We start from the raw sequence: 12,424 nt of genomic DNA, 5'->3' as shown, positions 1-12,424 counted from the left end.
CGGAACCGGTATCGGCGTCCTGTCTGCGCTCGAGAGCTTTCCGCGACAGGTTGTCCAGGCTGGGCACACCACCGCGACGCCGGGGCCCCGGTCGCAGCGATCTGCGGGGCCAAGGCCGGACTCGCGCGCGGGGGCCTGCTCGACGACCGGGACCACACCGGCGCCGTCTCCTTCTGTCCGGCGGCCAGGGGGTACGGCGGCGGCGCCCGCCACCTCGACGCGGACGCCGTGACCGACGCACCCTGATCACCGAGTACCGGGCCAACCCCGCCCGCCGCGCCAAGCTGCTCGCGCCGACCGAGGACGGGCCGGCCGCCAGCCCACGTGGCCTTCGCCGACCGGCTCGCCGAGGCCTTCGGGGAGGAGGAACTCCGTGACGTCGTGCGGGTGTTGCGGAGGCTGAGCGCCGTGCTGGGCCGGCTCTCGACGGGTGGCGGGTCGGCGTAGACACTGGTTTCGTCGTGCAGGTGTGCGGTCTCGGGGGAGGGCTCGCCATGGAGGGGCAGGAGGAACACGCCTCGGCAGAGCCCGAGCACGACCCCTCGCGGGCGCGCCCCTCGCCCGGCACGTACCTGACGCCGTACCCCCCGGACCCGGAGGAGGAGCCGGGGGACCGCAGCCGGCGGGTCACGGCCGCCCTCGTCGTCGCCGCGCTGGTGGTCGCCGTGGGGGCCGGCGGCACGGTCTACGCGGTCCTGGACGACAGCGGACCCTCGACGGCACCTACCGCGCCCCCGGCCTCGGCCACCCCCTGAAGTCCCTGCCCGCGTACGCCGGTTGAACGCCCGGCGAACTTCGTCCCGCCGCCCCCACGCCCCCGCTCGCACAGCCGTACGGTGGTCGTACGAGCGAACTGCGGGAGTTGCGGGGGCACCCACAGTGGAGTGGTTGAGCGCGGAGAACGTCGTGGCGGTCGGGACCGCCGTGCTCGGCATCGTCGCGTCCGGCGTCATGGTCTGGTACGAGCGCCGGGTGCCGCGCCGCAAGCGGATCGGGTACCGCGTGCAGATGGACAACCCGATCGGCGACGACGTCCGGCGGGGCCGGGCCAACGTCCGGCTCGGGCTCTTCGACGAGGCCCCGGACATGTCGGACGCCACCCTCGTCCTGCTGCGCATCGAGAACGACGGCTCCCAGGGCATCGACCGCGACGACTACACCGGCCCCGAACGGCACGGCCTGACCGCGGTGTTCAGCGACCGCACGGTCCGCGGGGTCTCGGTCACCCAGCCGATCGACACCGACCACCTCATGGACCACTTCACCCCGGAGCGCGGCTTCGGCTACGAGGACAACCGGCTGCGCATCCCCCGCGTCCCGCTCAACCGCGGCGAGCACTACAAGCTCCTCGTGCTGCTCTCCGGCGGTGACGTCGGCCGGCCGATCCGGATGATCGGCGGCATCCGCGACGGCGAGGTGCACCCCAACCGCAGTGCCACCCCCGACGAGATCCCACCCGTCTTCAGCCCGGCGGCCCGGATCTTCACCGGGCTGCTCACGCTCTCCGTCCTGGTCCTCGCCACGATCGTGGTCGCCCGCGACGACACCCCGCCCCCGCTCGGCTGCGCGAAGGGCACCCTGACGGTGACCGGGTCCACCGCCTTCGCCCCGGTGGTCGAGACGCTCGCGAAGGAGTACGAGAAGGACTGCGAGGGCGCCGACATCACCGTCGAGGCGCGTGGCAGCGAGGCCGGGGTGTCGGGGCTCGCCGCCACGGGCGCCGGGTCGGCGAAGGCCGCGCGGTCCGTGATCGCCTTCTCGGACGGCCCGATGGGCGACCGGCTGGGCCTGCGCGGCGAGAAGATCGCCCTGTCGGTCTTCACCCTCGTCGTCAACGACGGCATCGACCTCGGCACCCGCGGGCTGACCCGGGCCGAGGTGGAGCGCCTGTACCGGGGCGAGGTCCGGCGCTGGAGCGACCTGAACGCCGGCCGCCCCGCGAGCCTGCCCCGGCTGCCCGACCTGCCGGTGGTGCTGGTCAGCCGGGACGCGTACTCGGGGACCCGGCAGATCTTCCAGGAGCGGGTGCTGGCGGGCGCCTGGGAGATGACCCCGACGACGTCCCTGGACTGCGACCCGCGGGCGGACAAGGCGGTGGCCGCCGCCGTCCGCGCCCCCGTCACCCGCTGCGAACTCGCCTCCACCAAGGACGTGCTGGACAAGGTCGCCGCCCAGCCCGGCGCGCTCGGCTACAGCGAACTCACCCTGGCCACCGGCCACCGGGGCGTCCGCCGGGTGCCGCTGGACGGTGAGGCGGCCGCCACGGACCACCTGGACCGCTACCCCTACCGGGGCGTCGAGTACGCCTACACCTACCGCGCCCCGGCCCCCGGTTCGCTCGCCGCCGGCTTCCTCGCCTACCTCGACGAGGGCACCAGCCAGGACGTCATCCGGGAGCAGGGCCATCTGCCGTGCGCGCGGGCGGCGGGGCTCTGCGACTGATCCCGGGGCCTCTTGCCCCACGCTGACGTGTCCACGACGATAACGGGAGACCGGTCCGGTCCCGTCAGCCCCCGGAGGACACATGCGTCCCAGCAGGAGAACGGTTCTGACCGCGACGGCGGCGGGCGCGACCGCGCTCGGAGGGCCCGGTACGGTCGCCGCGGCCGCCGCACCGACCGGGAGCCGGCCCCCCGCGACCGCCCAGCCCCCCTCTCGTGAACTGCGCGCCCTGCTCCGCGAGATCGACCCGGACCGTATCGAGGCGACGGTCCGCACCCTCGTCTCCTTCGGCACCCGGCACACCCTCTCCGTGCAGGACGACCCGGCCCGCGGGATCGGCGCGGCCCGCGACTGGCTGCTCGCCGAACTCCGCTCGTACGCCGAGGTCTCCGGCGGCCGGATGACGGCCGAACTCCAGTCGTACGTCCAGGAACCGGCCTCCCGCATCCCCACCGCGACCCGGATCACCAACGTCCTCGCGACCCTGCGCGGCGCGGTCACCCCCGAGCGCGTGTACGTCGTCTCCGGGCACTACGACTCCCGGGTCACCGACGTCATGGACGCGACCTCCGACGCGCCGGGCGCGGACGACGACGCGTCCGGGGTGGCGGTGGTCCTGGAGCTGGCCCGGGTGATGGCCAGACGCCGCCCGGCCTCGACGATCGTCTTCGCGGCGGTGGCGGGGGAGGAGCAGGGCCTGTACGGCTCCGGTCATCTGGCCGAGCTGCTGAAGGCGGCCGGGACGGACGTCCAGGGCATGTTCACCAACGACATCGTCGGCAGCTCGACCGCCGACGACGGGACCCGCGACCCGTACACCGTCCGTCTCTTCGCGGAGGGCGTGCCGACCTCGGAGACCCCGGAGCAGGCCGCGACCCGCCGCTCGGTGGGCGGCGAGAACGACTCCGCGACCCGTCAACTGGCCCGGTTCGTGCGGGACGTGGCGGACAACGACGCGACCGGCATGCGGGTCCGGGTGATCTACCGCCGGGACCGCTATCTCCGGGGCGGCGACCACATCCCCTTCCTCGAACGCGGCTACCCGGCCGCCCGCTTCACCGAGCCCGCCGAGGACTTCGCCCACCAGCACCAGGACGTCCGGGTGGACGAGAGCGGCAAGCAGTACGGCGACCTGCCGGAGTTCTGCGACTTCCCCTTCACGGCGAGGGTGGCCCGCGTCAACGCGGCGGCCCTGTGGACCCTGGCCCAGGCCCCCGGCACCCCGCGCGGCGCCGGGATCGTCACCTCCGCCCTCACCAACTCCACCCGGCTGACCTGGACCCGGGGCACGGAACCGGATCTCGCGGGCTACGAGGTCGTATGGCGGGAGACGACCGCGCCGGAGTGGACCCGTGTGCTCGACGCAGGCGATGTGACGTCCTACGAGGTGGACCTGTCCAAGGACAACGTGTTCTTCGGGGTGCGGGCGGTGAACCGGGCCGGGCTGCGCAGCCCGGTGGCGTTTCCGGCGCCGCGGTCCTAGCCGGGGTCTGGGAGGGCTCGGGCGAAATCAGCGGGCCCGGCCGGGCTCAGCGGGGCTCGGGCGGGCGCTGCCGAGGCATGTTCGGACGGGTGGGCGGGCCCGGCGGCAGCGGGAACCGGCCCTGCGCGCCCCCCACGTCCTGCCGTCCCCCGGAGGTCACCGCGCCCTGGATGCCCATCGGCGCCGACCCGTTGCGGAACTCCACGATCCAGTCGGCCGTCTCCACCCGGATCAGCTCGGTCACGTCCTCCGAGAAGCGCCGCAGCACCCCGAGGCACCGCTCGGTGGCCTCCGCGGCCGTCCCCTCGGTGGGCCCCAGGACCTCCCGCACGCTCTCCGACGCCCAGTCGAACTGGAGCGCCTGGAGCCGCCGCTGCACGGCCTGCGCGGTGGCCACGTCCCTTATCCACCCGGAGGTCACCCCGAAGTACCGGTCGACGGCGACACAGGCCACCGCGAGCAGCAGCGCGAGATACCCCCAGGGCGCGAGCCCGGCCCCGGCCGAGCCCGCCAGGTCCAACAGGGGCAGCGCGGACCCGGTCACCGCGCCCGCCGCGGCCCCGCCCCGCAGCGCCCGTGCGCCGCGCCGCTTCCACACCCGGTCCGCGAGATACCAGGACGCCGTCTCCAGCGCCCCGCGCTCCACCCACCGGTACAGCTCGTCCAGCCGCACGGCGGGCTCGCCCCAGTCACCGAGCGGAAACGTCCGCCCGGCCAGATCCGCCCGCCCGTCCTGGGGCGGGCCCTCGGGCTGCATCTCCGGCTGACCCACCCGGCGCTCCCTACTGATCGGTCACCCTGCGTGACACCTGATGCTGATGTGCCGGACCCTTCCTACCGCCCAATGGGTGGCGAAGGGGGTGCTTTGGTTGCTTTTCCGCTCGGAAGAGGGCCTTGATCAGGTATAGGACTCCACGTCGACTCACTCGAAAGAGTGCTGGGGCGACGCCCGTCCCGACCACGTAGGCTCGTGCCAGGGAGGAAAAACCTCACCCGCACAGCCGTACCGACACAGGAGCTGATCGTGATCCCCGGTGGTGGCCAGCCCAACATGCAGCAGCTGCTCCAGCAGGCCCAGAAGATGCAGCAGGACCTGGCGAACGCGCAGGAGGAGCTCGCGAGGACCGAGGTCGACGGACAGGCGGGCGGCGGGCTGGTCAAGGCCACCGTCACCGGCGCCGGCGAGCTGCGCGCGCTGAAGATCGACCCCAAGGCGGTGGACCCGGAGGACACCGAGACCCTCGCCGACCTGATCGTGGCGGCCGTACAGGCGGCCAACGAGAACGCGCAGACGCTCCAGCAGCAGAAGCTCGGCCCGCTGGCCCAGGGCCTCGGCGGGGGCGGCAGCGGCATCCCCGGGCTGCCCTTCTAGGGAGCCGGTCTTTCGACGGTGCCTGTCTTTCACAGCCGGGCATCGGCCAACTAGCGTACGTACTGCAAGGAACCAAGGAAGGACGGCAGTCCGTTGTACGAAGGCGTGGTTCAGGACCTCATCGACGAACTGGGGCGGCTGCCCGGCGTCGGTCCCAAGAGCGCCCAGCGGATCGCCTTCCACATCCTGCAGGCGGAACCGACGGACGTACGCCGGCTCGCGCAGTGCCTGATGGAGGTCAAGGCGAAGGTCCGCTTCTGCGCGACCTGCGGCAATGTGGCCCAGGAAGAGCTGTGCAACATCTGCCGCGACACCCGCCGCGACCCCTCCGTCATCTGTGTGGTGGAGGAGCCCAAGGACGTGGTCGCGATCGAGCGCACCCGGGAGTTCCGCGGCAAGTACCACGTGCTCGGCGGCGCGATCAGCCCGATCGAGGGTGTAGGACCCGATGATCTGCGCATACGAGAACTGTTGGCCCGCCTGGCCGACGGTACGGTCACCGAGCTGATCCTGGCCACGGACCCGAACCTGGAGGGGGAGGCCACAGCGACGTACCTCGCCCGCATGATCAAGCCCATGGGCCTCAAGGTCACCCGCCTGGCCAGCGGCCTCCCGGTGGGTGGCGACCTGGAATACGCGGACGAGGTGACCCTCGGCCGCGCCTTCGAGGGGAGACGACTCCTAGATGTCTGACGCCACGCTGCACGTGAGCGCGCAGGACCCCGACGACTTCGCGGTCCAGATCGCCGACCAGGTCGAGAGCTTCCTGGTGGCCGTCACCGAGGTGGCGAAGGGGGACGAGCCCGACTCGGCCGTGCCCTTCCTGCTCCTGGAGGTCTCCCAGCTCCTGCTGGCCGGCGGCCGTCTGGGCGCCCACGAGGACATCGTCCCCGACGAGCGCTACGAGCCCGATCTGGGCCCGGAGGCCGACGTGGACGAGCTCCGCGAGAACCTGGCGCGGCTGCTGGAACCGATCGACGTCTACTCCGAGGTCTTCGACCCCTACGAGCCCCGCAAGGCCCCGGTGCCGGCCCGTATCTCGGACGACCTGACCGACGTCATCACCGACCTGCGCCACGGCATGGCCCACTACCGGGCGGGCCGCACCACGGAGGCGCTGTGGTGGTGGCAGTTCTCCTACTTCTCCAACTGGGGCTCCACGGCGTCCGCGACCCTGCGCGCCCTCCAGTCGGTGGTCGCGCACGTCCGTCTGAACCAGCCGCTGGCGGAGCTGGACGGCCTCGACACCGACCAGGCGATGGGCGACGAGACGCTGGAGTTCGAGGCGGGCAAGGTGATGGTGGAGGAGATCGCGGGTCCGCTGGGCCTGGGGCCGTCGTCCGCCAAGTAGCGGCCCGGACCAGGGGCTTCCGGCCCGGTGTGACGCGGGTCATACGAACTGGCTTCTGAAACGGCGTAATGCGCGGGCATCCGGGGTGGTCTCACAGCACGACGGCCACCCCCGGCCCGTGCCCCCGCCGCCCGAATCGGAGCCCCTCATGCACGTCACCCTCCAGCAGCCGACCGGCGCCCGTCTGATCACGGCCGCGGACCAGGAGCTCGCGATCCCGGCGACCCTGCGCTACACCTCCGCCGACCCGCTCGCCGTGCACATCGACTTCCCGCCGCACGTCACGGCCGACGGCCGGGTGACCACGTGGACCTTCGCACGGGTGCTGCTGGGGGAGGGCCTGCGGACGCCCGCCGGCATCGGCAACGTCCGGGTCCGCCCGGCCGGTCCCGCGCACACGTACGTCGAGTTCCGCACCCCGCAGGGCACGGCCCGCCTCCGCTTCCCCACCCCCGACCTGCTCCGCTTCCTGTCCCGCACGTACACGGTCGTCGCCCCGGACGAGGAGACGGTGGGCGCCCAACTGGACCACGGTCTGGTGACGTTGTTCGGCGGGCGGGTGTGAGGGCGAGCGAGTTGGGGGCGAGGACGACCCGCTCGGTCGGCCAACAGGCGGTCGCAGGGCGTGAATTGGGTGTTCCTTGTCTGCGCCCTGTATTCCGGCTGCACGGGCCCTAACCAGTGCGAAGAGAGGCTGGAGTCACTTCACGGCACCACCTCTCACCGCACTGGAGACAGCGATGACCCGTCGTTCCATGACCAAGCGCGCAGCCATAGTCACCGCCACCGCGATCGTGGCCGTGGGAACCGTCGGCACCGTCGCGGCCACCGCCGGGACGGCCGCCCCGAAGAAGCCCACTAAGAAGGAGATCGCGGGCCTGTTCACCACCTGGAACGCGGCCCTGCAGACCGGCGACGCGCACAAGGTCGCCGACCTGTACGCGAAGGACGCGGTGCTGCTGCCCACCGTCTCCAACCAGGTCAGGACCGACCGCGCCGGCATAGTCGACTACTTCGAGCACTTCCTTCAGAACAAGCCGGTCGGCAAGAAGGTCCGGACGATCGTCAACGTCCTCGACACCAACTCCGCGATCGACACCGGCGTCTACGAGTTCACCCTCACCGACCCGAAGACCGGCGCCAAGCGCGTCGTCGAGGCCCGCTACACCTACGAGTACGAGAAGCGGCACGGCCAGTGGAAGATCGTCAACCACCACTCCTCGGCGATGCCCGAAGGCTGATCTCCACCTTCAGCCCACCCCCCGGCGCGTCCGCCAGCGTCACCGTCCCGCCGTCGTCGGTCACCAACTGCTTGACGACGGCGAGCCCGAGGCCGGAACCGGAGCGCCCGGTCAGCCCTTGACCGCGCCAGAAGCGGTCGAAGGCACGGGACTTGTCGGCATCGGACATGCCCGGCCCCTCGTCGAGCACCGACAGCACCACCCGGTCCGCCCGGGACTCCACCTCGACGGTGATCCTCCCGCCGTCCGGCGAGACCTCCAGGGCGTTCGAGAGCACGTTGTCCAGCACCTGGTCCAGGTGACCGGGGCTGGCCAGCACAGACGGCCGGTCGTCGACCACACTCCCCCTGAGCGCGATGGTGACTCCGCGCTCGTCGGCGGCCGGCCTCCACACCGTCAGCCGTTCGTCCACGATGTCCCGGAGGGCGAGCGGCTCGGCGGCCGTGACCTTCGCTTCGGCCCGCGCCAGCACCAGCAGCCCGTTGACCAGACGGCTCATCCGGACCACCTCGGCCGTCGCCTGCTCCACGTCCTCCCGTACGAACTCGTCGTCCACGCCGTCCGCGATGTTGTCCAGCGACAGCCGCAACGCCGTGAGCGGGGTGCGCAGTTGGTGCGAGGCGTCGGCCACGAAGATGCGCTGCGAGGCGACCAGGGTGTCCAGGCGTTCCGCGCCCTGGTTCAGGGTGCGGGCGAGGGTCTGCGTCTCCGGCGGCCCCGTCACGGGGGAGCGCGCGGTGAGGTCGCCGTCGCTGAACTTGCTCGCCATGGAGTTGAGTTCACGCAGCGGCGCGGTGATACGGCGGGCGACGAAGGCCCCGATCGCGGCGGCCGCGGCCAGGACGAGCACGGCGAGCGCGGCCCGGAAACCCCAGATCTGCCAGAGCCGCCTGGTCATGTCCGAGGTCGGGTAGACGATCCGTACGGCCGCCTCGCCCTCGGCGGGGACGGTGACCGTCAGACGCTTGCCCCAGACGAAGTCGGAGCCCCAGTCGGTCGTCGACTCGTTGTTCTCCACGGCCCGCCGCAGCGCCGCGTCCTCGGTCGGGACCGGCAGCTTCGGGTCGCAGGCGGCGGTGGGCGTCGCCTGGACGTCGCCGTACGCCGTGGCCACCTCGGTCAGCGCCTCGCACGAGGTGCTGGTGCCGTTGCTCAGCAGCAGCGCCATGGTGTTCGCCTCGCGCAGCACGGACTGCCGGGTGTCGTCCCGCAACTGCTTGGTCAGGGTGAACGCGACCGGCACGGTGAACAGGAGGATCGCCACCGCGACCAGCAGGATGTAGCTCCGGATGAGCTGCCGGTTCATGAAGCCCCGTCGTCCTTGACGATCTCCAGCCGGAAGCCGACCCCGCGGACCGCCTCGATGCTGATCGCCCCGGCGAGCTTGCGCCGCAGCGCCGCCACGTGCACGTCCAGCGTCTTGGTCGGCCCGAACCAGTTGGCGTCCCAGACCGCCTCCATGATCTGCTCGCGCGACATCAGCGCGCCCGGCTCCTCGGTGAGGAAGGTCAGCAGGTCGTACTCCTTGGGCGCGAGGGCCACCTCCGCGCCGTCCAGGCGCACCCGGGCGGCCTTGCGGTCGACGGTGAGGCGGGAGCCGTACCGGTCGGGGCCCTCGTCGGCACGGGGGTTACGGGGCCGCGCGCGCCGCATCACGGCCCGTATGCGTGCGATGACCTCACGGACCCCGAACGGCTTGGACACGTAGTCGTCGGCGCCGAGCTCCAGCCCGACCACCCGGTCCGTCTCGTCACTGCGCGCGCTGATCACGATGATCGGCACGTCACCCCGCTCGCGCAGCGCCTTGCACACGTCGAGGCCGTCGGTGTCCGGCAGCCCGAGATCCAGCAGGACGACGTCGTAGGGCCCGGCATGGCTCAGCGCGGCGGCGCCGGTGGAGACCCACTCGACCTCGAAGCCGTACCGGATCAGGCCGCGCCTGAGGGACTCAGCGACCGGCTCATCGTCTTCCACCAGGAGTACGCGCACAGGCGCACCCTAATCCTTGAAACTTAATTCACAGCTGTCACTCAGGCCTCACCTCGCTGTGTGACGCGGTGCACTTTTCCCCAGGTCGCCCATTGGGCATGCGCTGACCTGGGCGTCCGAATCTCACGATGCGATACCGCGGAGGGGGAATTCGGGTGCTCGGTAAACTGAGCCGACACAAACGGACTGAGCGAGGAGCGCACGTGGGCCTTGTCGTGCAGAAGTACGGAGGCTCCTCCGTAGCCGATGCCGAGGGCATCAAGCGCGTCGCCAAGCGAATCGTCGAAGCGAAGAAGAACGGCCACCAGGTGGTCGTCGTCGTTTCCGCGATGGGCGACACGACGGACGAGCTGATCGATCTCGCCGAGCAGGTATCACCCATGCCTGCCGGGCGTGAGTTCGACATGCTGCTGACCGCCGGAGAGCGGATCTCCATGGCACTGCTGGCCATGGCGATCAAAAACCTGGGCCACGAGGCCCAGTCCTTCACCGGCAGCCAGGCCGGCGTCATCACCGACTCGGTCCACAACAAAGCCCGGATCATCGACGTCACGCCGGGCCGTATCCGTACGGCCCTCGACGAGGGCAACATCGCCATCGTCGCCGGCTTCCAGGGCGTCAGCCAGGACAAGAAGGACATCACCACGCTCGGCCGCGGTGGTTCCGACACCACGGCCGTGGCGCTCGCCGCCGCGCTCGACGCCGAGGTGTGCGAGATCTACACCGACGTGGACGGCGTGTTCACCGCCGACCCGCGGGTGGTGAAGAAGGCGAAGAAGATCGACTGGATCTCCTTCGAGGACATGCTGGAGCTCGCCGCCTCCGGTTCGAAGGTGCTGCTCCACCGCTGTGTGGAGTACGCGCGCCGCTACAACATCCCGATCCACGTCCGGTCCAGCTTCAGCGGGCTGCAGGGCACCTGGGTCAGCAGTGAGCCGATCGAGCAAGGGGACAAGCAGGTGGAGCAGGCCATCATCTCCGGTGTCGCGCACGACACCTCCGAGGCCAAGATCACGGTCGTCGGCGTGCCGGACAAGCCGGGTGAGGCCGCGGTGATCTTCCGTACGATCGCGGACGCCGAGATCAACATCGACATGATCGTGCAGAACGTCTCCGCCGCCTCCACCGGGCTGACGGACATCTCCTTCACGCTCCCCAAGGCCGAGGGCCGCAAGGCCATCGACGCCCTGGAGAAGAACAAGTCCGGCATCGGCTTCGACTCGCTGCGCTACGACGACCAGATCGGCAAGATCTCCCTGGTCGGCGCGGGCATGAAGACCAACCCGGGCGTCACGGCCGACTTCTTCACCGCCCTGTCCGACGCGGGTGTGAACATCGAGCTGATCTCGACCTCCGAGATCCGCATCTCGGTCGTCACCCGCGCCGACGACGTCAACGAAGCCGTCCGCGCCGTGCACAGCGCCTTCGGCCTCGACTCCGACAGCGACGAGGCCGTCGTCTACGGAGGCACCGGGCGCTGATGACCGCGACAAGGCGGCCCACGCTCGCCGTGGTGGGAGCGACCGGCGCCGTCGGCACGGTCATGCTCCAGATCCTGTCCCAGCACGCGGACATCTGGGGTGAGATCCGACTGATCGCCTCCCCTCGCTCGGCCGGCCGCAAGCTGGCCGTGCGCGGGGAGGAGGTCGAGGTGATCGCCCTGTCGGAGGAGGCCTTCGACGGGGTCGACGTCGCCATGTTCGACGTACCCGACGAGGTGGCCGCCCAGTGGGCGCCGGTCGCCGCCGCGCGCGGTGCCGTCGTCGTGGACAACTCCGGCGCCTTCCGGATGGACCCCGAGGTGCCCCTCGTCGTCCCCGAGGTCAATCCGCACGCGGCCCGGATGCGGCCGCGCGGGATCATCGCCAACCCCAACTGCACGACCCTGTCCATGATCGTGGCCCTGGGTGCGCTGCACGCCGAGTTCGGGCTGCGGGAGCTGGTGGTGTCGAGCTACCAGGCGGTCAGCGGGGCCGGGCGGGCCGGCGTGGAGACCCTGCGCCAGCAGCTGTCCCTGGTCGCGGGCACCGAGCTCGGTACGCATCCCGGCGATGTGCGGCGGGCCGTCGGCGACAACACCGGGCCGTTCCCGGAGCCGGTCGCGCTGAACGTCGTACCGTGGGCCGGGTCGCTGCGCGAGGACGGCTGGTCCTCGGAGGAGATGAAGGTGCGGGACGAGTCCCGCAAGATCCTCGGACTGCCCGCGCTGCCGGTCGCCGTGACCTGTGTGCGGGTCCCGGTGGTCACCGTGCACTCCCTTACCGTCCACGCCCGCTTCGAGGGCGAGGTCACCGTCCGCAAGGCGCGCGAGATCCTCGCCACCGCCCCCGGGGTCGTCCTCTTCGACGACCCGGCGGCCGGGGAGTTCCCCACCCCGGCCGATGTCGTGGGCACCGACCCCACCTGGGTCGGGCGGGTCCGGCGCGCCCTCGACGACCCCACGGCGCTCGAACTCTTCGTGTGCGGGGACAACCTGCGCAAGGGCGCCGCCCTCAACACCGCGCAGATCGCGGAGCTGGTGGCGGCCGAGCTCCGGTGACCGTACG

Annotated in this window: 13 protein-coding genes and 2 pseudogenes; 12 read left to right on the top strand and 3 right to left on the bottom strand. The window is 71.4% G+C overall.

Annotated features, from left to right (window positions below; genetic code table 11):
- Positions 1–75: 75 nt before the first annotated feature.
- From ACFULQ_RS19255 to ACFULQ_RS19235, 5 genes and pseudogenes are all read left to right on the top strand, one after another.
- Positions 76–237: pseudogene (locus ACFULQ_RS19255) on the top strand (glutamine amidotransferase); the annotation flags it as partial.
- An 8-nt stretch (positions 238–245) separates the two neighbouring features.
- Positions 246–447, top strand: a pseudogene (locus ACFULQ_RS19250) (MarR family transcriptional regulator); the annotation flags it as partial.
- Positions 448–494: 47 nt separating this feature from the next.
- A complete protein-coding gene (locus ACFULQ_RS19245; RefSeq protein WP_383545310.1) occupies positions 495–755 on the top strand; it encodes a hypothetical protein in 261 nt (86 codons plus the stop codon).
- Positions 756–879: 124 nt separating this feature from the next.
- Positions 880–2,442, top strand: a complete 1,563-nt coding sequence (locus tag ACFULQ_RS19240; protein ID WP_383545307.1) for a PstS family phosphate ABC transporter substrate-binding protein — start codon at positions 880–882, stop codon at positions 2,440–2,442.
- Between the two features lie 82 nt (positions 2,443–2,524).
- Complete coding sequence (locus ACFULQ_RS19235; protein WP_383545304.1) at positions 2,525–3,925, top strand: M20/M25/M40 family metallo-hydrolase; 1,401 nt, start codon at positions 2,525–2,527, stop codon at positions 3,923–3,925.
- A 46-nt stretch (positions 3,926–3,971) separates the two neighbouring features.
- Here the strand turns inward: ACFULQ_RS19235 and ACFULQ_RS19230 are convergent, their stop codons facing one another.
- Positions 3,972–4,697 (bottom strand): SLATT domain-containing protein, encoded by a 726-nt coding sequence (locus tag ACFULQ_RS19230; RefSeq protein WP_383545301.1) that lies wholly within the window; start codon positions 4,695–4,697, stop codon positions 3,972–3,974.
- Positions 4,698–4,949: 252 nt separating this feature from the next.
- On the opposite strand from ACFULQ_RS19230, the gene ACFULQ_RS19225 reads away from it, so the two are divergent.
- The 5 genes from ACFULQ_RS19225 to ACFULQ_RS19205 all read left to right on the top strand — a co-directional run bounded on the left by ACFULQ_RS19225 (position 4,950) and on the right by ACFULQ_RS19205 (position 7,889).
- Positions 4,950–5,297, top strand: a complete 348-nt coding sequence (locus ACFULQ_RS19225; protein ID WP_381245314.1) for a YbaB/EbfC family nucleoid-associated protein — start codon at positions 4,950–4,952, stop codon at positions 5,295–5,297.
- Between the two features lie 93 nt (positions 5,298–5,390).
- Complete coding sequence (gene recR / locus ACFULQ_RS19220) at positions 5,391–5,990, top strand: recombination mediator RecR (protein ID WP_053850475.1); 600 nt, start codon at positions 5,391–5,393, stop codon at positions 5,988–5,990.
- Entirely contained in the window at positions 5,983–6,648 is a 666-nt protein-coding gene (locus ACFULQ_RS19215) for a DUF5063 domain-containing protein (RefSeq protein ID WP_383545296.1), read from the top strand. The genes recR and ACFULQ_RS19215 overlap by 8 nt, the downstream gene beginning before the upstream one ends.
- Positions 6,649–6,796: 148 nt before the next feature.
- The gene (locus ACFULQ_RS19210; protein WP_383545294.1) at positions 6,797–7,213 is read left to right on the top strand and encodes an SsgA family sporulation/cell division regulator; all 417 of its coding nucleotides are present in this window, start codon (positions 6,797–6,799) and stop codon (positions 7,211–7,213) included.
- Positions 7,214–7,388: 175 nt separating this feature from the next.
- Positions 7,389–7,889: an SgcJ/EcaC family oxidoreductase gene (locus tag ACFULQ_RS19205; RefSeq protein ID WP_383545291.1), complete on the top strand. Its 501-nt coding sequence runs from the start codon at positions 7,389–7,391 to the stop codon at positions 7,887–7,889.
- On the opposite strand, the gene ACFULQ_RS19200 is transcribed toward ACFULQ_RS19205, so the two are convergent.
- Both ACFULQ_RS19200 and ACFULQ_RS19195 read right to left on the bottom strand, forming a co-directional pair.
- Complete coding sequence (locus tag ACFULQ_RS19200; protein WP_383545288.1) at positions 7,855–9,195, bottom strand: sensor histidine kinase; 1,341 nt, start codon at positions 9,193–9,195, stop codon at positions 7,855–7,857. The genes ACFULQ_RS19205 and ACFULQ_RS19200 overlap by 35 nt on opposite strands.
- Positions 9,192–9,878, bottom strand: coding sequence for a response regulator transcription factor (locus tag ACFULQ_RS19195; RefSeq protein WP_383545285.1), 687 nt, complete (start codon positions 9,876–9,878; stop codon positions 9,192–9,194). The genes ACFULQ_RS19200 and ACFULQ_RS19195 overlap by 4 nt, the downstream gene beginning before the upstream one ends.
- 203 nt (positions 9,879–10,081) lie before the next feature.
- Between ACFULQ_RS19195 and ACFULQ_RS19190 the strand changes: the two genes are divergently transcribed.
- Together ACFULQ_RS19190 and ACFULQ_RS19185 are read left to right on the top strand one after the other, a co-directional pair.
- Positions 10,082–11,359, top strand: a complete 1,278-nt coding sequence (locus ACFULQ_RS19190) for an aspartate kinase (protein WP_330265447.1) — start codon at positions 10,082–10,084, stop codon at positions 11,357–11,359.
- Positions 11,359–12,417 carry an aspartate-semialdehyde dehydrogenase gene (locus tag ACFULQ_RS19185; protein ID WP_383545282.1) on the top strand — a complete coding sequence of 353 codons (1,059 nt, stop codon included), beginning with the start codon at positions 11,359–11,361 and terminating at the stop codon, positions 12,415–12,417. The genes ACFULQ_RS19190 and ACFULQ_RS19185 overlap by 1 nt, the downstream gene beginning before the upstream one ends.
- Positions 12,418–12,424: the final 7 nt, after the last annotated feature.

The sequence above is a fragment of the Streptomyces sp. NPDC057253 genome, assembly GCF_042669125.1.
Taxonomy (GTDB): Bacteria; Actinomycetota; Actinomycetes; order Streptomycetales; family Streptomycetaceae; genus Streptomyces.
Note: the sequence above shows the minus strand (reverse complement) of the source record. Positions and strands in the feature narration are given on the sequence as shown.

Excerpts from the sequence above, each read along its gene's own strand:
- ACFULQ_RS19245 (WP_383545310.1), top strand. The coding sequence starts at position 495 with ATGGAGGGGCAGGAGGAACACGCCTCGGCAGAGCCCGAGCACGACCCC.
- ACFULQ_RS19235 (WP_383545304.1), top strand. The coding sequence starts at position 2,525 with ATGCGTCCCAGCAGGAGAACGGTTCTGACCGCGACGGCGGCGGGCGCG.
- ACFULQ_RS19215 (WP_383545296.1), top strand. The coding sequence starts at position 5,983 with ATGTCTGACGCCACGCTGCACGTGAGCGCGCAGGACCCCGACGACTTC.
- ACFULQ_RS19210 (WP_383545294.1), top strand. The coding sequence starts at position 6,797 with ATGCACGTCACCCTCCAGCAGCCGACCGGCGCCCGTCTGATCACGGCC.
- ACFULQ_RS19205 (WP_383545291.1), top strand. The coding sequence starts at position 7,389 with ATGACCCGTCGTTCCATGACCAAGCGCGCAGCCATAGTCACCGCCACC.
- ACFULQ_RS19200 (WP_383545288.1), bottom strand. The coding sequence starts at position 9,195 with ATGAACCGGCAGCTCATCCGGAGCTACATCCTGCTGGTCGCGGTGGCG.
- ACFULQ_RS19185 (WP_383545282.1), top strand. The coding sequence starts at position 11,359 with ATGACCGCGACAAGGCGGCCCACGCTCGCCGTGGTGGGAGCGACCGGC.